Source organism: Bacillus sp. KICET-3, from assembly GCF_033261025.1.
In the GTDB taxonomy this organism is placed as follows: domain Bacteria; phylum Bacillota; class Bacilli; order Bacillales; family Bacillaceae; genus Bacillus; species Bacillus sonorensis.
Genome location: NZ_CP137345.1, coordinates 4442663 through 4459108, shown reverse-complemented (window position 1 = coordinate 4459108; position 16446 = coordinate 4442663). Strand labels below are relative to the sequence as shown.

The 16446-nt window shown below is 43.8% G+C and carries 16 protein-coding genes; 10 read left to right on the top strand and 6 right to left on the bottom strand.

The features are described 5' to 3' along the window. Positions 1 to 109 precede the first annotated feature (109 nt). From R5H20_RS22720 to R5H20_RS22705, 4 genes are all read left to right on the top strand, one after another. Positions 110 to 802, top strand: coding sequence for a response regulator transcription factor (locus R5H20_RS22720; RefSeq protein ID WP_006639688.1), 693 nt, complete (start codon positions 110 to 112; stop codon positions 800 to 802). After that, on the top strand, positions 799 to 1803 hold the full coding sequence (locus R5H20_RS22715) for a sensor histidine kinase (RefSeq protein WP_006639687.1): 1005 nt from the start codon (positions 799 to 801) through the stop codon (positions 1801 to 1803). The genes R5H20_RS22720 and R5H20_RS22715 overlap by 4 nt, the downstream gene beginning before the upstream one ends. A 100-nt stretch (positions 1804 to 1903) precedes the next feature. Next, positions 1904 to 2665, top strand: a complete 762-nt coding sequence (locus R5H20_RS22710) for an ABC transporter ATP-binding protein (RefSeq protein WP_006639686.1) — start codon at positions 1904 to 1906, stop codon at positions 2663 to 2665. Beyond that, positions 2655 to 4598, top strand: coding sequence for an FtsX-like permease family protein (locus tag R5H20_RS22705; RefSeq protein WP_006639685.1), 1944 nt, complete (start codon positions 2655 to 2657; stop codon positions 4596 to 4598). Before R5H20_RS22710 ends, R5H20_RS22705 begins: the two co-directional genes overlap by 11 nt. Before the next feature lie 62 nt (positions 4599 to 4660). Here the strand turns inward: R5H20_RS22705 and R5H20_RS22700 are convergent, their stop codons facing one another. Beyond that, a complete protein-coding gene (locus tag R5H20_RS22700; RefSeq protein ID WP_029419745.1) occupies positions 4661 to 6733 on the bottom strand; it encodes an ArnT family glycosyltransferase in 2073 nt (690 codons plus the stop codon). Between the two features lie 204 nt (positions 6734 to 6937). Here R5H20_RS22700 and yhfH point away from each other — a divergent pair, with 204 nt between their 5' ends. Genes yhfH through aceA form a run of 3 tightly spaced genes read left to right on the top strand, consistent with a single transcriptional unit; the run spans position 6938 to position 9998 of the window. Continuing rightward, entirely contained in the window at positions 6938 to 7075 is a 138-nt protein-coding gene (yhfH, locus tag R5H20_RS22695) for a protein YhfH (RefSeq protein WP_006639683.1), read from the top strand. A gap of 43 nt (positions 7076 to 7118) precedes the next feature. Then, positions 7119 to 8708, top strand: a complete 1590-nt coding sequence (aceB, locus tag R5H20_RS22690; RefSeq protein WP_006639682.1) for a malate synthase A — start codon at positions 7119 to 7121, stop codon at positions 8706 to 8708. Between the two features lie 15 nt (positions 8709 to 8723). Then, positions 8724 to 9998: an isocitrate lyase gene (gene aceA / locus R5H20_RS22685; RefSeq protein ID WP_006639681.1), complete on the top strand. Its 1275-nt coding sequence runs from the start codon at positions 8724 to 8726 to the stop codon at positions 9996 to 9998. Positions 9999 to 10227: 229 nt separating this feature from the next. On the opposite strand, the gene R5H20_RS22680 is transcribed toward aceA, so the two are convergent. The 5 genes from R5H20_RS22680 to R5H20_RS22660 form a co-directional block, all read right to left on the bottom strand. After that, positions 10228 to 11082 carry a Cof-type HAD-IIB family hydrolase gene (locus R5H20_RS22680; protein ID WP_006639680.1) on the bottom strand — a complete coding sequence of 285 codons (855 nt, stop codon included), beginning with the start codon at positions 11080 to 11082 and terminating at the stop codon, positions 10228 to 10230. 63 nt (positions 11083 to 11145) lie between these two features. After that, entirely contained in the window at positions 11146 to 12567 is a 1422-nt protein-coding gene (locus R5H20_RS22675) for a PTS galactitol transporter subunit IIC (protein WP_006639679.1), read from the bottom strand. A 16-nt stretch (positions 12568 to 12583) separates the two neighbouring features. After that, positions 12584 to 12883 carry a PTS sugar transporter subunit IIB gene (locus tag R5H20_RS22670; protein WP_006639678.1) on the bottom strand — a complete coding sequence of 100 codons (300 nt, stop codon included), beginning with the start codon at positions 12881 to 12883 and terminating at the stop codon, positions 12584 to 12586. Positions 12884 to 12885: 2 nt separating this feature from the next. Beyond that, positions 12886 to 13377 carry a PTS sugar transporter subunit IIA gene (locus tag R5H20_RS22665; protein WP_006639677.1) on the bottom strand — a complete coding sequence of 164 codons (492 nt, stop codon included), beginning with the start codon at positions 13375 to 13377 and terminating at the stop codon, positions 12886 to 12888. A 14-nt stretch (positions 13378 to 13391) separates the two neighbouring features. Next, on the bottom strand, positions 13392 to 14141 hold the full coding sequence (locus R5H20_RS22660; protein ID WP_006639676.1) for a DeoR/GlpR family DNA-binding transcription regulator: 750 nt from the start codon (positions 14139 to 14141) through the stop codon (positions 13392 to 13394). 380 nt (positions 14142 to 14521) lie between these two features. Between R5H20_RS22660 and lacA the strand changes: the two genes are divergently transcribed. Genes lacA through R5H20_RS22645 form a run of 3 tightly spaced genes read left to right on the top strand, consistent with a single transcriptional unit; the run spans position 14522 to position 16442 of the window. Further along, positions 14522 to 14950 (top strand): galactose-6-phosphate isomerase subunit LacA, encoded by a 429-nt coding sequence (gene lacA, locus R5H20_RS22655; RefSeq protein ID WP_006639675.1) that lies wholly within the window; start codon positions 14522 to 14524, stop codon positions 14948 to 14950. A 14-nt stretch (positions 14951 to 14964) separates the two neighbouring features. Beyond that, positions 14965 to 15483 carry a galactose-6-phosphate isomerase subunit LacB gene (gene lacB / locus R5H20_RS22650; protein ID WP_006639674.1) on the top strand — a complete coding sequence of 173 codons (519 nt, stop codon included), beginning with the start codon at positions 14965 to 14967 and terminating at the stop codon, positions 15481 to 15483. Positions 15484 to 15506: 23 nt separating this feature from the next. Next, a complete protein-coding gene (locus R5H20_RS22645; RefSeq protein ID WP_006639673.1) occupies positions 15507 to 16442 on the top strand; it encodes a hexose kinase in 936 nt (311 codons plus the stop codon). Positions 16443 to 16446 lie beyond the last annotated feature (4 nt).

Genomic DNA, 16446 nt, shown 5'->3' with positions numbered 1-16446 from the left:
CGCGGCGGCATTCGGAGGCGATTTCCGGAGCCGGTTCTTCTCTGTAGCACAGGCAAACGATTTGCTATACACTTGACATAGACATGTTGAAAGAAGAGCGGTGAGTCCGATGTTTAAACTGTTGTTAATCGAAGATGATAAATCGCTGTTTCAAGAAATAAAAGAGCGATTGTCAGGATGGTCCTATGATGTATACGGCATCAAGGATTTCAGCCAGGTGATGCATGAATTTGCAGCGATCAAGCCAGACTTTGTCATCATTGATATCCAGCTTCCTAAATTTGACGGTTTTCATTGGTGCCGGATGATCCGTTCCCGTTCAAACGTTCCGATTCTCTTTTTATCATCGCGCGACCATCCCGCTGATATGGTGATGTCAATGCAGCTCGGGGCCGATGACTTTATTCAAAAGCCATTTCATTTTGATGTGCTCATTGCCAAAATCCAGGCCATCTTCCGCCGGGTTTATGATTATAATACAGAGCCTGCCATTGTGAAAACGTGGTGCGGAGCGACCGTGGATGTCGAACAAAATCTCGTCAGCAATGAAAGAGGAGCCGTAGAACTGACGAAAAATGAAATGTTTATTTTAAAACTGCTGATCGAACAAAAAAATAAAATTGTCAGCCGGGAAGAGCTGATCAGGAGCTTGTGGAACGATGAGCGTTTTGTAAGCGATAATACGCTGACGGTCAATGTCAACCGTCTGAGAAAGAAGCTGGACGCCTTGAATTTGGGGACATATATTGAGACGAAAGTTGGCCAGGGCTATATGGCGAAAGAAGAAGGGGCAGTGCGATGATAAAAGCATTTTTTATTGAAAGACGGAGCTGGATCGCCATGTTTCTGCTTCAGCAGGTCCTAATGCTGTTTATCGCCTATGTCGATTCATCCATCCCTTTCACGCCGATTCTTTATATGATCTATCTGTCTTTTTTGATCTTTTTTGCTTTTCTGCTGGTCCGCTTCCGAAAAGAGACGAAATTTTACAAAAGCCTGAAAGAATGGGAACATCATCTTGATGTGGCAAACATTCAGGGAGCAGAGACCCCTTTTGAATCGATAATTGAAACAAGCATCACAGGACAGACGAAACAGTTAAAGCAACGGGCAGCACAGCATCGCTTAGCCTTGGAAAATGAAAAAGATGACCTAATGGCTTGGGCACATGAAGTCAAAACACCGTTAACCGCTATGCATTTAATCATTGAGAGAATCGAAGATCAAACGGTAAAAGCTCAGCTGGCCTATGAATGGCTGCGTATTCACTTTCTTCTCGATCGGCAGCTTCACCAAAAACGCATGTCATTTATTGAAAATGATCTGTCCATAGAGGTCCTTGAGCTTAAATCATTGATATTTAAAGAGATTAAAGATTTACAATCGTGGTGCATCCAAAAAGGGATCGGTTTTGATATTCGGCTTGAAGCGCCAGAAGTCCTCAGCGATGCGAAGTGGCTGGGTTTTATCATCAGACAGCTGTTAACGAACGCAGTGAAATACAGTCAAGCGTCCGATATTTTAGTTAGCAGTTTTGAAAAAGGCGGAAGAGTGCATCTCGAAGTCAAAGACTTTGGGCGGGGAATCGATCCAAAAGATATAGCACGCGTATTTGACAAAGGGTTCACATCAACAACGAAGCATGATAGCCAGGCATCTACAGGAATGGGGCTGTACTTGGCGAAAAAAGCGGCAAAGGCGCTGTTGATACAGATTGAGGTATCCTCTTCGCCAGGTGCCGGGACAACCTTTATATTAGCTTTTCCGAAACGGAATGAATTTGAACGAGTGATAAGCGTGTGACAAAAGTGTCACATGCTTTTTTATTTTGTTCGTTTAATCGAAGGAAAGCTTCAGTATTGGTTTTTATAATAAATGTATCCTCTATAAAGGAGTTTTTGAGATGATGATTTTAGAAGCAAATAAAATTCGGAAAAGCTATGGAAATAAGCACAATCAACATGAGGTATTAAAGGGTATCGACATTCAGATTCAAAAAGGTGAATTTGTCAGTATTATGGGTGCATCAGGCTCCGGCAAAACAACATTGCTTAATGTTCTCTCCTCTATTGATAAGGTGAGTGACGGAACGATTACCATTAATAATCATGAGATGACCAATATGAAAGAAAGAAAGCTTGCTGAATTCCGCAAACATCATTTAGGATTTATTTTTCAGGAATACAATTTGTTAGATACGCTGACAGTGAAAGAAAATATCCTTCTGCCGTTATCGATTACGAAAATGTCTAAAAAAAAGGCCAATCAAAAGTTTGAGGAAGTAGCAAAGGAATTGGGCATTTTCGAGCTGAGAAATAAATATCCAAATGAAATTTCAGGCGGTCAAAAACAGCGCACATCGGCTGCGAGAGCGTTTATTCATGAACCAAGCATTATTTTCGCTGATGAGCCGACCGGTGCGCTCGATTCGAAATCGGCTTCAGATTTGTTGCACAAACTGGGCCAATTAAATCAAAAGCGCTACGCCACTATTGTCATGGTTACCCATGATCCGGTCGCCGCCAGCTACTGCAGCAGAGTGGTTTTTATCAAGGACGGACAAATTTACACACAGTTGAATAAGGGCGGCCAGGACAGGCAGATATTCTTTCAGGATATTATGAAGACGCAAGGCGTGTTAGGCGGGGTTCAGCATGAACATTAATCAGATCATCATTCGGAATCTCAAGAAAAATTTGCGGAATTATTACCTCTATGTATTTGCGCTTATTTTCAGCGTAGCGCTCTATTTCGCGTTTGTGACACTCCAATACGATCCCGCGATCAATGAAGTAAAAGCCTCTATTAAAGGCGCCGCGGCAATTCAAACCGGATCGATCCTGCTTGTTGGGGTGGTGTTGATCTTTATTTTATATGCCAATACGATTTTTATTAAAAGGCGAAGCAAAGAAATCGGTCTATTTCAACTAATCGGCATGACAAAATCTAAAATCTTCAGAGTTTTGAGCGTGGAAAATATCATACTCTATTTCGGTTCTTTACTTATTGGGGTGTTTGCCGGGTTTTCAATGTCAAAATTCGTGCTGATGATCTTGTTCAAAATTGTAGATGTAAAAGCGGAGGCCGAGCTGCATTTTTCCGATAAAGCATTGGTCCAAACCCTCATCGTATTCTGCGGAATCTATCTTTTGATGATGGTGATGAACTATACGTTTATTAAAAGACAAAATATTTTATCTTTATTTAACGTGATATCCTCTACTGAAGATAAAGTAAAGAGAATATCCGTTTTTCAAATGATGATCGGTATGCTGGGCATTCTGTTTATATTGTCGGGGTACTACGTTTCTACCGAGCTGTTCGGCGGAAAATTCAAAACGATAAACGAATTGTTCATTGTGATGAGTTTTATTCTCGGAGCGGTCATCATCGGCACATACCTTTTTTATAAAGGTTCTGTCAGCTTTATCTTTAATATCATTCGTAAAAGCAAAGGGGGATACTTGAATATTGTTGAAGTATTATCCCTTTCATCGATTATGTTCCGGATGAAGTCAAGCGCTTTATTGTTGACGATAATTACGACTGTTTCGGCGCTGGCAATTGGTTTGCTGTCCTTATGCTATATTTCATATTACTCTGCGGAGAAAACAGCTGAACAATACGTAGCAGCTGACTTTGCCATGACGAATGAAAAGGATGCAAATCAGTTTGAGGAGCGATTAAAGGAAGACGGCATTTCATATAGCAAAAAAGAAATCAAAGTAGCTCAAGCGACATTCAACTTGGAACATATTGTAGAAGGCAATCCTGAAGATATGGCGGGAGATCCCCGAAAACTGCAGCTTGCGGTAGTCAGTGATAAAGAGATTGACGGGATTGATGTGCCAAAGGGAGAAGCAGTATTCTCCGGATATACCGATATTCTGCAAAAATTCATGGCTTTTAAAGATTCCGGCAGAATCACAATAAGCAGTAAGCAGAAGACGCAAACATTAAACTATTTAGGGCTGAGAAAGGAATTTCTTCTATCCTATAATTTTACAAGCGGGGGAATGCCTGCTGTGATTGTCGATGACTCTCTGTTTAAACGGCTTGAAAATAATAAAGATCCAAAACTGCAGCAAGGGCCGAGTGTTTTTGTCGGAATTCATGTGAAACATGAAAATCAGCTTCAGCAGGCAAACGAACTTTTTGCAAAAGTAAACAAAAGCGATCAGCATTTATCGCGCCTTGATGTCAGCGTCTCTCAAAAATCGCTTTACGGTATTGCGATGTTTATCGTCGGCTTTTTAGGATTAACGTTTTTGATCACATCGGGATGCATCCTCTATTTTAAACAAATGGATGAAAGTGAAGAAGAAAAACCGAATTATACGATTTTGAGAAAACTCGGTTTTACACAGGGAGACTTGCTGAAGGGCATACGCATTAAGCAATTTTTTAACTTCGGCATTCCATTGGTCATCGGTCTGTTTCACAGCTACTTTGCCGTCCAATCCGGCTGGTTCTTTTTCGGAACAGAGATATGGATGCCGATGATAATCGTGATGGTGCTGTATACCATGCTGTATTCTGTTTTTGGCTTGCTGTCCGTCCTTTATTATAAGAAGGTGATTAAGTCGGCGCTGTCATAATCGAGTCATGTTGCATACGCCAAAAAAACCATCGGACCGTATCCGATGGGTTTTCCTGTCTCCTACAATTCAACCTGATAAAGCGCTGTCTGCTCTCCGCCGCCGGGGCCGCCTCTCATGCTCTGCTGTGCAGAGCTGTTTGTGCTGCTTGCGGAACTGCTGTATTCATCGGATGAAATTTTCGTACCGTGTTTTTTGATCCATGAGACAAGCTCACTGTTGCCTGAATTGTTGCCTGGGATAAGGAAATACTTCACTTTCCCTTCTTTGACAAGGTTTTTCAGCTCGCTGACTGTCAGGATCGGGTCTGTGCCGTTGAAGCCTCCGAGCGCCATAACCGATTCATCGGCGTCGATGATATATGGTGCTACGGTAACCGTCGTCAACGTAGCAAATAGGTATTCTTCGCCTGTATTGTGTTTGCGAAGGTATGAAAGGAGGCTCGTGTCGACTTCCGAGCTGAACATGCCTCCGCTGCTGCCGGCTGATGTTTTCAGCTGCGGACCTGCTTCAGGAAGTACGCTGCTATTGCCGTACAAAAGCGGTGTCGCTGACCAGTAAACCGGTGTGAGCAGAAGCACGCACAGACCGATAATGGCCAGCTGCTTCCCGAACGGAAGATGCCGTTTGAGCATGAGAAGGGCCATGGTAATGCCGAGTCCCAAGATTCCCAAAACGCACATCCAAGCGCTGCCGATTTGGCTTGTATAGCCGCTTAAAATATAGACTTGGAATGCCGCCGTGATGAGCATGGCTGCCGGAAGCAGGTAGCTGGCCCAATCTTTTTGATTTTTGTATAAGCCGTACATCGCAAACCATCCGATTCCGGATAACGCGGCAATCGGCGGTGCCAGCATAATCAAATAGTAATGATGGAAGAAGCCCGCGATGCTGAAGAAGCCTGCGACAGGGACAAGCCATGCTGTCCAGAAAAGGGTTTCTTTCATTTGTCCCATTTTTTCGCGGCGGTCACGGAACCAGCTGATCATCATGCCAAACAATCCGAACAGTGCGAATGGAAGCAGCCAGCTGATTTGGCCGGACAGTGCCGATTGGAACAATCTAAGCGGGCCGGCAGAACCTGTGCCGAATATATTCATGCCGCCGCCATTGCCGCCGGGGCCCCCGTTTCCTCCGCCAAATCCGCCTTGGCCGCCACCTCCTGGCGGCTGCATGCCCCCGCTTTGTGCTTGAGAATGGCCGTTAGTCGAGCTGCCGTTAGTTGAGCTGTTCCCATTCGGCGGCTGCATGCCTCGATTTTGTGCTTGAGAATGGCCATTAGTCGAGCTGCTACCGTTCGGCGGCTGCATATCTCCGCCAAATCCGTTCATATCGCCGCGGGCATTCCCTGTCGTCTGTCCGAAAAGCCGTTCTGTTCCGTTATAGCCGAATGCCAGTTCAAGAACGGAGTTGGTTTGGCTGCTTCCGACATACGGCCGGCTGTCAGCCGATGTGTAGTCGACAACAAGCGCCCATGAAAGCGAAATGCCGGTGAGCACAATGAGCGACAGTACCGTTGAGATGATTTTTTTCTTCCACTTCGCATTTGCCGCGATGAGATAAAACAGCAAAAATGCGGGAAGAACCATGAAGGCCTGAAGCATTTTCATATTGAATCCGAGTCCGGCCATTCCAAATGCAGCGAGGAGCCAGATGAGTCTGCCTTGTTTGACCGCTCTCATCAAGCACCATGTACCGAGAAGCAGAGCGAAGACGAGCATGCTGTCGATATTGTTCGTCCTGCTGACGGCCACGGCGATCGGCGTCAGCGCCATGACAAGGGCGGAGATGCGCGCCGCGCCTTTTCCGAATCTCGGCTTGATCATGATATAGAGCAGGAATACAGAACCGGCGCCTGCGAGCGCCTGCGGAAGGATCACGCTCCACGTATGGACGCCGAATACGAGCGCGAAGGTGGTCTGTATCCATAAAACGAGCGGCGGCTTATCGACTGTTACAAAGCCCGAAGGATCGAATGAAGCATAGAAGAAATTGTGGAAGCTTTGCGTCATGCTTTTGACCGCTGCCAAGTAATACTGATTGGCGGCATCATCCTGCCAAATGTTATATGTATTCAGAATAAGTGCTGCCAGCAAAATTAAGATAAGGACTATATCCGGTTTTTTTATGTTCATCATCATCTTCACCTCTTTATGGTCCCTATTCTAAAAGAAAAATATGAATAAGTTATGAATAAAAAAAGAAATATTCTTTTGATTTGGGAGAGGGAAAAATAAATAATTTTGGAAAAAGTGTGTACATTTTCATTTTCTCACTGTATACTGTACTACAACAGAAATAAAAACATAAAACTGTTGTATAAAAAGGAGGGGAATACAATGACCATGAAAAGTCCGCTTGAATTTTTCCGGACGCTGCCAAAAAAAACGTGTCCTGAGTGCGGGGAACAGGTGGAGGAACAGGCCGAATCCTACTTCATGGAATGTGAGCGCTGCCTTGCGAAAAAGGGTGAATAGGGAAACTGTTTGATTACAAAATGTGAAAAGGGGTTAGGGTGAAATGAAGATTGAAGAGAAAAGGCTGCAAATTACCGAGGATCTGAATCCTGAATATGAAGAGATATTAACAAAGGAAGCGCTTCAATTCGTCAAACGGCTTGAACGCCACTTCGGGAAAAGACGGCGGGATTTATTGCACTTGCGGAATATCGTTCAGACGGAAATTGATCAGGGAAAGAATCCTGATTTTCTGAAGGAGACGAAGCACATTCGGGAAGGAAGCTGGACGGCAGCGCCGATCCCGCCGGATTTGGAAGACCGGAGAGTCGAAATTACCGGACCGGTGGACAGAAAAATGGTGATCAACGCTCTCAACTCAGGGGCGAAGGTTTTTATGGCCGATTTTGAAGACGCAAACTCGCCGACATGGAAGAACTGTGTAGAAGGGCAGATCAACTTAAGAGATGCGATCCGCGGGACGATTTCTTTTACAAATGAAAATGGAAAACGGTATCAGCTCAATCAGAATCCGGCCGTTATCATGGTGAGGCCGAGGGGCTGGCATTTGGAAGAAAAGCATGTTCTGCTTGACGGTGCACCGGTTTCTGCAAGCTTGTTCGATTTCGGTCTCTATTTCTTTCATAACGCAAAAGCGCTGATCAAAAAAGGGAACGGACCTTATTTCTATCTTCCAAAAATCGAAAATCACCTTGAAGCCAGACTCTGGAACGACATATTTGTCTACGCCCAAAACGACTTGGGCATCCCGCAGGGCACGATCAAGGCGACCGTCTTAATCGAAACGATCCTGGCAGCGTTTGAAATGGACGAAATTTTGTTTGAATTGAAGGAACATTCGGCAGGCCTCAATTGCGGGCGGTGGGATTATATTTTCAGCTTTATTAAAAAATTCCGCAGCCGTGAAGAAGTCATCCTTCCAGATCGTTCTGCCGTGACGATGACGGTACCGAACATGAGAGCCTACTCTCTTTTGGCCATTAAAACGTGCCATAAACGGAATGTTCATGCCATCGGAGGGATGGCGGCGCAGATTCCCGCCAAAAACAATCCGGAAATGAACGCCAGGGCTTTTGCAAAAATACGCGAAGATAAGCAGCGTGAAGTAAAAGACGGGCATGACGGAACATGGATCGCGCATCCCGGCATGATTCAAACCGCGCTTGATGTTTTTAATGAACATATGCCTTCAGCAAACCAGATTCATAGAAAACGAGAGGATGTCGAGGTTGAGGGGAAAGATTTGCTGGAAGTGCCGAAAGGCCGGATAACCGAAAAAGGCGTCCGTACAAATATCAGCGCCGGCATCCGCTATATCGCTTCCTGGCTGTCCGGCAGAGGCGCCGCTCCGATCGACCACCTGATGGAAGATGCGGCAACGGCAGAAATCTCAAGAGCTCAATTATGGCAATGGATCCGCCATCCGAAAGGCATCCTTGATGATGGCAGGAAAGTGACCGTCGAAATGTTCAAGACGATGAAAGAGGAAGAAATGAAGAGAATCATCGATGAGGCTGGTCTGAAGCATTTTCATGGGGGACGGTTTGAAGAGGCCGGCCTGCTGTTTGAAAAATTGATTTTGGATGATCAATTCGCGGAGTTTTTGACGATCCCCGCTTATGAAAAATTATAAAGGGAGGAACTGAAGATGAAGTCTGAAAAGGTAAAGCAATTGGAGGAGAGCTGGCACGGCAAACGGTGGAATGGAATCAAGAGACCGTATAAGGCTGAGGACGTGATCCGTCTGCGCGGCTCTCTTGAGATCGAGTATACAATCGCAAGGCGCGGCTCCGAAAAGCTTTGGCGGCTTCTTCATACAGAAGATTTTATTCCTGCGCTCGGAGCTTTAACAGGCAATCAGGCGATGCAGCAAGTAAAGGCCGGATTGAAAGCGATTTATTTGAGCGGCTGGCAGGTGGCGGCAGACGCGAATCTGGCGGGAAGCATGTATCCGGACCAAAGCCTTTATCCGGCAAACAGCGTTCCCGAGGTCGTCAAGAGAATCAACCGTACGCTTCAGCGTGCAGACCAAATTCATTTCATGGAAGGAAAAGAAGAGATCGATTGGTTCGCGCCGATCGTGGCAGATGCCGAAGCGGGATTCGGCGGACAGCTGAATGTCTTTGAGCTGATGAAAAGCATGATTGAGGCGGGGGCCGCCGGTGTGCATTTTGAAGATCAGCTCTCATCTGAGAAAAAATGCGGCCATTTGGGCGGAAAAGTGCTCCTGCCTACGCAGACGGCGGTTCGCAATTTGATTGCCGCGCGCCTCGCCGCAGATGTGATGGGCGTACCGACGGTTCTCATTGCCCGCACAGATGCGAATGCGGCCGATCTCATCACAAGCGACATCGATCCATATGATGCTCCGTTTTTGACGGGAGAGCGCACATCAGAAGGATTTTTCAAAACGAAGGCAGGTCTTGACCAGGCGATTGCCAGAGGGCTTGCATACGCGCCTTATGCCGATCTGATCTGGTGTGAAACATCAGAACCGAACATTGAAGAAGCGCGCCGGTTCGCACAGGCGATCCATGAGAAATTCCCGGGAAAACTGCTTGCTTACAATTGCTCGCCTTCTTTTAACTGGAAAGCCAAACTTGATCATCAAACGATTGTTGATTTCCAAAAAGAACTCAGCGAAATGGGGTATAAATTTCAATTCGTCACACTCGCCGGGTTCCACGCCTTAAATCACGGCATGTTTGAATTGGCCCGTCAATATAAAAACCGCGGGATGGCCGCCTACTCCGAGCTGCAGCAGGCCGAATTCGCCAGCGAAGTCCACGGCTATACGGCGACAAGGCACCAGCGTGAAGTCGGAACAAGCTATTTTGATGAAGTCGCACAAGTGGTCACGGGCGGCACATCTTCTACTACAGCGCTGAAAGGCTCGACTGAAGCGGAGCAGTTTCAATCTTAAAATGGGTCTCGGGAAAAGTTGAACGGATTATTCGTTAGGGAGTTTGATGGCATGGGTCCGGTATAAAACCGGGCTCATGCCTGTTAGCTGTTTGTGGTTAGACAATCAATATACTTTAACATGCTCGGAGCTATCGGAAAAACGGGTAGATCCCTTGATCTGAAGCCCTTCGTATCAAACGATAGTAGCTTCTGAATAGAACAGATTTTTTTAGACTGCTATGCAGGCATCAACAATTTAAGACATATTCTTTTATAGCTTTTGCTACGCCGTTTTGATTTTGAGCGTCTGTGACATGCATTGCGCAGTTTTTGACATCATCATGGGCATTTTCCATCGCGATGCTGATTCCCGCTAATTTGAACATGGGGATATCATTGAAGTTGTCGCCAATTGCAACCGTATGTTCGAGTGGTATTTTGAAATAGTCGGCCAAAAAGGATACTCCATGCCCTTTATTTGTTTCCGGGTGGCCAATTTCTACCGTTCCTAGACTTCCGGATGTAATAGATATATCATGACGCCCCTCAAGTTTTGCCATGAATCTATCCCGTTTTGTTTTTTGATAAGAAATGGCACCTATTTTGTAGATTTGCAATGCTGAAAAATCAGTTTTGCGAAAATCGGCAATAAAACGGATAGGATGCTGATTGAATAAATTGGTGATTTCACGGCTGTATACCGCTTTTACGGCTGAATCCAGTGTTTTCGATTGCTCTGCCAGTTCTTCTTCCAACATGCTGCGGCCGGATTGTTTCATTATAATTCCTTCATTTGTATATAATTCGCAAAACAACTGTTCATGCTCGGCAAGATCAATCATTTCCTTGACGGTATGATCCGGCAGCACCAGCCGTTTTATCAGCGCTTTATCATAAATCACTCCGCCATTTCCGCTGATGATGGATGCTTTTATATTGTATTTACGGAGGATCTGGAGAATGTCATGATGAGATCGGCCCGAACAGATGGCAAGCCGGTGGCCCTGCTTCTGGGCTTCTGACAATGTATCCAGATTGGCCTTACTGATTGTTCCGTCTTCAGACAATAGAGTCCCGTCCAAATCGATTGCAATTAGTTTCATGGGAAACCTCCAAGTATTATCCTTTTCTTTAGCTTGTTGACGCTATTCAAGAATTCCATCTGTTTAGGCTGCTTCTTGATTTTTTTCTATAGCTTCATATTCTTCATTTCTCTTTTTCATTTGTTTTGCATACCATGCAAATAGGCCGATATATAGGACAAGACCAATCACGGCATACAGAATAAACGTTGGATTTCCTGTTACTGCTTGCCCGACAATAACTGCGATCACTTTTTCCAGCGGTCCCTCAAGAGTGGAATGTGTAATTTGGTTTGTTTCCGATACGCCATCAGGGAATGCCCCGACTGATTGGGCAGTTTCTGTGACAAACGGTGCGATCATTGTTCCGGATACCAGGAACAATGGCAGTAAAATCGCTCCTATGACGATCATTCTAATAATCTTACCTCTCGTTACGACAAGCAGGGCAGGAGTGAGTCCCATTGCGATAATGCCGCCTAGCGGCAAAATTTTATTTCCCGGTATAATCAACGCTTGAATTAATAAAATAGGCGCCAATACGTTAGCTGCAGCCCAGATTTCTGCGCGGCCTGCGATAAAGGGCCAGTCAAGGCCGATGTTGAATGTTCTTCCTTTTAAACGTTTACTTGCAAAATCGGAAATTCCTTGAGATAACGGTTCAACAGCTGAAATAAACCAGCTTCCGATCAGGGAAAACAATTCAAGACAGACACCGGCTGTAAAAGCCAGGGTAAACGTGGCTTTAATCGATTGTTGAGATAACAAGCCGATAAAAACGCCTAAATAAACACCAATCGCAAATTTACTGCCCCAGAAACCAATTTTTTGATTCAATTTGGCTGCATCAAAATCAAATCTGTCAAGCCAGGGCAAAAATTTGTCAAAGATTTTATCAAACACCATAATAACCGGATTTAACATATAGTTCATATGAGTCGATGTCATCGGATTTGATTTTGGCGCATTCAGCAGATCGTTAAAGGTTGGTTTCATTAAGTCGGAATTGATGATTTTCATGACGCCAATTACGATAATTAACAATGTTGCGACCAATAGGTTATGACTGAACCACATGACGAGCAATCCGGTAATTGATAAATGCCAAATATCAAAAATATCAACATCCAATGTATTTGTCTTCTTTAGAAGAAGCATAACGATATTAACAATCAACATGATCAACAGAAAATATAGTGTATATGCAGAACCCCATGTAATGGTTGCAAGCGGCGCCCAGCCGACATCGGTAATTGAAAGGTTAATCCCGGTCGATTTGACGAAATCCTGAAAAGACTCGGAAAATGCTCCGGTCAGCATGTTAATAATAGCACTTATGCCTGTTAAGGCGATGGCCAGCTTCAAACCGCCTTCAAGAGCTTTGGAAAATTTCACTCTAAAACATAACGCCATTAACGTTAATATAATAAACATCATCGGTGCTGCGCCTAAATCAATGATCGGCTGAAAGACTTTATTGGAAAAATCAATGACTGCATCCAGCATGGTTGGCCCACCTCATTTATTTAATTTTTTTTATGACAGACTCTAATTCGTCAAAAACGGGTCCTGACATAGCGGGAATTCTGTAAAGGATTGGACCGGCTTCAACGACCGGAATGTTAATTTCAAAACCAACATCTGATTTTGCGATAGGGGTAAAAATATCGTATTTGCTCATCAAATCTGCAGTCAGATCTTTGACCATCACGGCATCAACTTCCACCTGATAGCCCCGGTTTCTCATTTCGGTTTCTACCGCTTCTTTAATTTGATGGCTTGAATTTACCCCTGCACCACAAGCTGCCAAAATTTTTACCATGTTTATACACTTCCTTTTTCCGTTTTTGATTGAATGTATTGAAATATATCTTTTTCCGTATTGAATTGGCTTAACGTTTTCAAGTCCCAGTTTTGCGTGAAAGATTCCATTAAACTTGATAGAATATTTGTTTGCGCTGATTTTTTCCCATTTAAAATAAAGAAGGCGAATTTTACGTTTAATTGTTTTTTTGGAGTGATCATGTTGTGAAATGGAATTTCGTTTTCCAGTTTTACAACAACGATCCGGTCAGTGTTGCAATAATCTGTTTCAGTATGAGGAATCGCCACATTTGGAATATCAGTCCCGACGGCACTCATGTCCAGACCGGTCGGGTAATGTTTTTCCCGTTCGATAATGGCTTCTGTAAATGCGGGTTTTACCAGACCTTGATCTATTAATTTTTGGCCGATCTTGCGGAATAGTTCCCGGCTCGTCTCCACATTTTCGAAAAAAACGAGATGAGGTCTAAATAAATCTGCAATATCACTCATTGTCGTCACCTCTATCAAATGATGGTCGTGAATTTTTTGTAATAATGTTCGATCTCGGCATCAATTTCCGAATCAGTGATGATTGCACTGACGTCCTGTACATCATAAAAAGTAAAAAACGCTTGAACATTGAATTTTGAACTATCAGCCAGTGCGTACCGCTCATGTGCATGATCCAGAATGATTCGCAGTCCGTTGCCTTCTTCTTCGTTTGCAGTCGTAATATTCAAATCGGATATTCCGTTTGTTCCGACAAACGCCTTGTCCACCTTGATTTCTTTCAGCAGTTGGTTGGCAAAGTAACCGATGAAGGTCCCGGTTCTTCCCCGGTAGCGCCCGCCGCTTAATATCACGTCGTAGTTTGAAAGGTCTTTTATTCGATTAAAAACATGAAGAGAATTTGTGATTACATTCACATTGTTTGCGTTTACATAGTCGAAAATAAAGCCGTTTGTCGTCCCTGAGCTTATAAAAATAATGTCATTGTCTTTTATAAGAGAAGCGCATTTTTTGGCAATTTCTTTTTTCTTGTCTACATTCATCGTCTGCTTTTGGCTGTTCGTTAACTCAGTATAAGTTGATTTTTCCTTCCTCTTTGCACCGCCGTGGACTCTGACCAGTAATCCTTGTTCTTCAAGTTCATTTAAGTCTCTTCTTATTGTTGCTTCTGTGACATTTAATGTTTCAGACAGGTCAGACACTTCAACAACGCTTTTTTTCTCAATGAAATCTAATATCATATGAAACCGGTCCAATTTAATCATTAACTTCTGCTCTCAAGCCTCCTTTTCGCATAGGTTTGTTTTTGTTTGTAATTGTTCGTTATTGATACGAGTTAAATATAAAACGAAAACGCTTTCTTGTCAACGACAAAATATTGAACAATACATTCACAAAATATCCAAAGACCGATTAAGGATTTGAAAACGAAGGAAGTTAGTATTATTACTGCTTTTTTTATAAAACGAAAGCCATTCGCAATAGAAATTCCAGTTTTTTGATTAAGTAATATATTGTTCATTCGCTGTCGTTGACAGGTATAAACGAACATGATAATCTAACATTAAAGAACAATAACAAACATTAACGAACTTCTGGGATGTTGTTCAGATTGACCATATTAAAAAGAAAAGAGGAGTAGAAGATGAAGGTGCTCATAGGGGCAGATCAAGATGGAACTCATTTAAAAGAAGTATTAAAAGACTATCTTGCCGAACAAGGGTATGACGTAATCGATAAAACACCGGAGGCAAATTTGGACTTTGTGGACTCCGCTGTGCGTGTTGTCCGGGCGCTTCAGGAGAAGGAAGGTGACCGCGGCATTCTGATTGACAAATTTGGTGCGGGCTCGTTTCTGGCGGCAAATAAATGCAAAGGTATGATTTGTGCAGAAGTTTCCGATGAACATTCCGCCAAAATGACCCGCAATCATAACAATACAATGGCAATTGCTTTAGGTTCCGGTATCGTCGGCGAAGAATTGGCCAAAGGCTGTGTCGACGCCTATTTGAATTCTGAATATGCAGGCGGACGTCATCAAATTCGGGTAGATATGCTAAACAGAATGTGCTGAAGGAGGAAACAGAAATGAAGATTGCTCTTGGGTGTGACCATATTGTAACTGATACAAAAATGCAAGTCTCAGATCATCTGAAAAGCAAAGGACATCAAGTAATTGACGTTGGCACCTATGATATGACAAGAACACATTACCCTATCTTCGGAAAAAAAGCAGCTGAAAAAGTGGTAAACGGCGAGGCGGATTTAGGTGTTGTGTTATGCGGAACAGGCGTGGGGATCTCTGTTTCTGCTTGTAAAGTTCCGGGAATTCGCGGAGCGCTGGTCCGGGATATAACGACTGCGAAATATGCGAAAGAACAACTGAACGCAAATTTGATCGGGGTCGGAGGCAGAATTACGGGGTTGCATGTCATTCAAGCGGTCATTGATACATTTATTGAAACCAAATATAAAGAAACTCCTGAAAATCAAGCATTGATTAAAAAATTAAGCGATCTTGATCATGCTGCGGAAAATCAAACAGGGAATGAACATTTCTTTGATGATTTGCTTGCAAAATGGGAACGTGGAGAATACCACGATTAAGATTGAGATAAGGAGAGGGTCTCATGCTGCTGGCCGTCACTTTAAATCCATCAGTGGATATTTCTTACCGGCTCGATGACTTGAAGCTGGACGATGTAAACCGTGCAGCGGAAGTGCGAAAAACGGCGGGCGGAAAAGGGTTGAATGTTGCCAGAGTCGCCCATTTATTAGGAGCGGATGTTATATCTACCGGTGTACTCGGCGGATCGTTAGGCGATTATATTGAAAGGCTGCTTGATCAAGACGGGATGAAGCATCAGTTTCTGCATACAAACCAAGAAGCGAGAAATTGTATCGCCATCTTGCATGAACAAAAGCAAACAGAAATTCTCGAATCTGGACCTCATTTAACAAAAGCTGACCAGGATCGGTTTTTATACCACTTTCGCAGTCTTTTGCAGGGAATATCAGTCATTACCATTTCAGGAAGCATTGTCAGCGGATTTGCGACTCGTGTATATTCGCAAATGATTGAAATTGCCAACGAGAAACAAATTCCGGTTCTTTTGGATACTTCGGGTGAAACATTAAAAGCATCATTGCAAAACAAAAGGGCTTTACCATATTTAATCAAGCCGAATGCGAGCGAGTTGAGGCAATTGCTTAATCGATCCATTGCAATCAATCCAAGTGAATGGCAAGAGGCGTTAAGCCATCCGATTTTTAGCGATGTGCCATGGGTTGTCGTATCAAAAGGGGCGGATGGCGCTTTCGCCAGACATCAACATAACTTTTATCGTGTCAAAATTCCAAAAATCCAAGCGGTCAACCCTGTCGGTTCCGGGGATGCAACTGTTGCCGGATTAGCCAAAGCGATAGAAATGAATCTTAATGATGAAGGTGTGCTGAAATACGGCATGGCCGCCGGTTTGCTGAATGCAATGGAAGCGCAAACAGGCTATGTAGACGCGTCAAAATTTGATCATTATGCAAGTCTAGTAGAAGTCCAAAAGGAGTGAATGA

What these genes read in the sequence shown, in the direction of transcription:
- R5H20_RS22720 (WP_006639688.1), top strand. Translation starts at nt 110, where the DNA reads ATGTTTAAACTGTTGTTAATCGAAGATGATAAATCGCTGTTTCAAGAA.
- R5H20_RS22715 (WP_006639687.1), top strand. Translation starts at nt 799, where the DNA reads ATGATAAAAGCATTTTTTATTGAAAGACGGAGCTGGATCGCCATGTTT.
- R5H20_RS22710 (WP_006639686.1), top strand. Translation starts at nt 1,904, where the DNA reads ATGATGATTTTAGAAGCAAATAAAATTCGGAAAAGCTATGGAAATAAG.
- R5H20_RS22705 (WP_006639685.1), top strand. Translation starts at nt 2,655, where the DNA reads ATGAACATTAATCAGATCATCATTCGGAATCTCAAGAAAAATTTGCGG.
- R5H20_RS22700 (WP_029419745.1), bottom strand. Translation starts at nt 6,733, where the DNA reads ATGAACATAAAAAAACCGGATATAGTCCTTATCTTAATTTTGCTGGCA.
- yhfH (WP_006639683.1), top strand. Translation starts at nt 6,938, where the DNA reads ATGACCATGAAAAGTCCGCTTGAATTTTTCCGGACGCTGCCAAAAAAA.
- aceB (WP_006639682.1), top strand. Translation starts at nt 7,119, where the DNA reads ATGAAGATTGAAGAGAAAAGGCTGCAAATTACCGAGGATCTGAATCCT.
- aceA (WP_006639681.1), top strand. Translation starts at nt 8,724, where the DNA reads ATGAAGTCTGAAAAGGTAAAGCAATTGGAGGAGAGCTGGCACGGCAAA.
- R5H20_RS22680 (WP_006639680.1), bottom strand. Translation starts at nt 11,082, where the DNA reads ATGAAACTAATTGCAATCGATTTGGACGGGACTCTATTGTCTGAAGAC.
- R5H20_RS22675 (WP_006639679.1), bottom strand. Translation starts at nt 12,567, where the DNA reads ATGCTGGATGCAGTCATTGATTTTTCCAATAAAGTCTTTCAGCCGATC.
- R5H20_RS22670 (WP_006639678.1), bottom strand. Translation starts at nt 12,883, where the DNA reads ATGGTAAAAATTTTGGCAGCTTGTGGTGCAGGGGTAAATTCAAGCCAT.
- R5H20_RS22665 (WP_006639677.1), bottom strand. Translation starts at nt 13,377, where the DNA reads ATGAGTGATATTGCAGATTTATTTAGACCTCATCTCGTTTTTTTCGAA.
- R5H20_RS22660 (WP_006639676.1), bottom strand. Translation starts at nt 14,141, where the DNA reads ATGATTAAATTGGACCGGTTTCATATGATATTAGATTTCATTGAGAAA.
- lacA (WP_006639675.1), top strand. Translation starts at nt 14,522, where the DNA reads ATGAAGGTGCTCATAGGGGCAGATCAAGATGGAACTCATTTAAAAGAA.
- lacB (WP_006639674.1), top strand. Translation starts at nt 14,965, where the DNA reads ATGAAGATTGCTCTTGGGTGTGACCATATTGTAACTGATACAAAAATG.
- R5H20_RS22645 (WP_006639673.1), top strand. Translation starts at nt 15,507, where the DNA reads ATGCTGCTGGCCGTCACTTTAAATCCATCAGTGGATATTTCTTACCGG.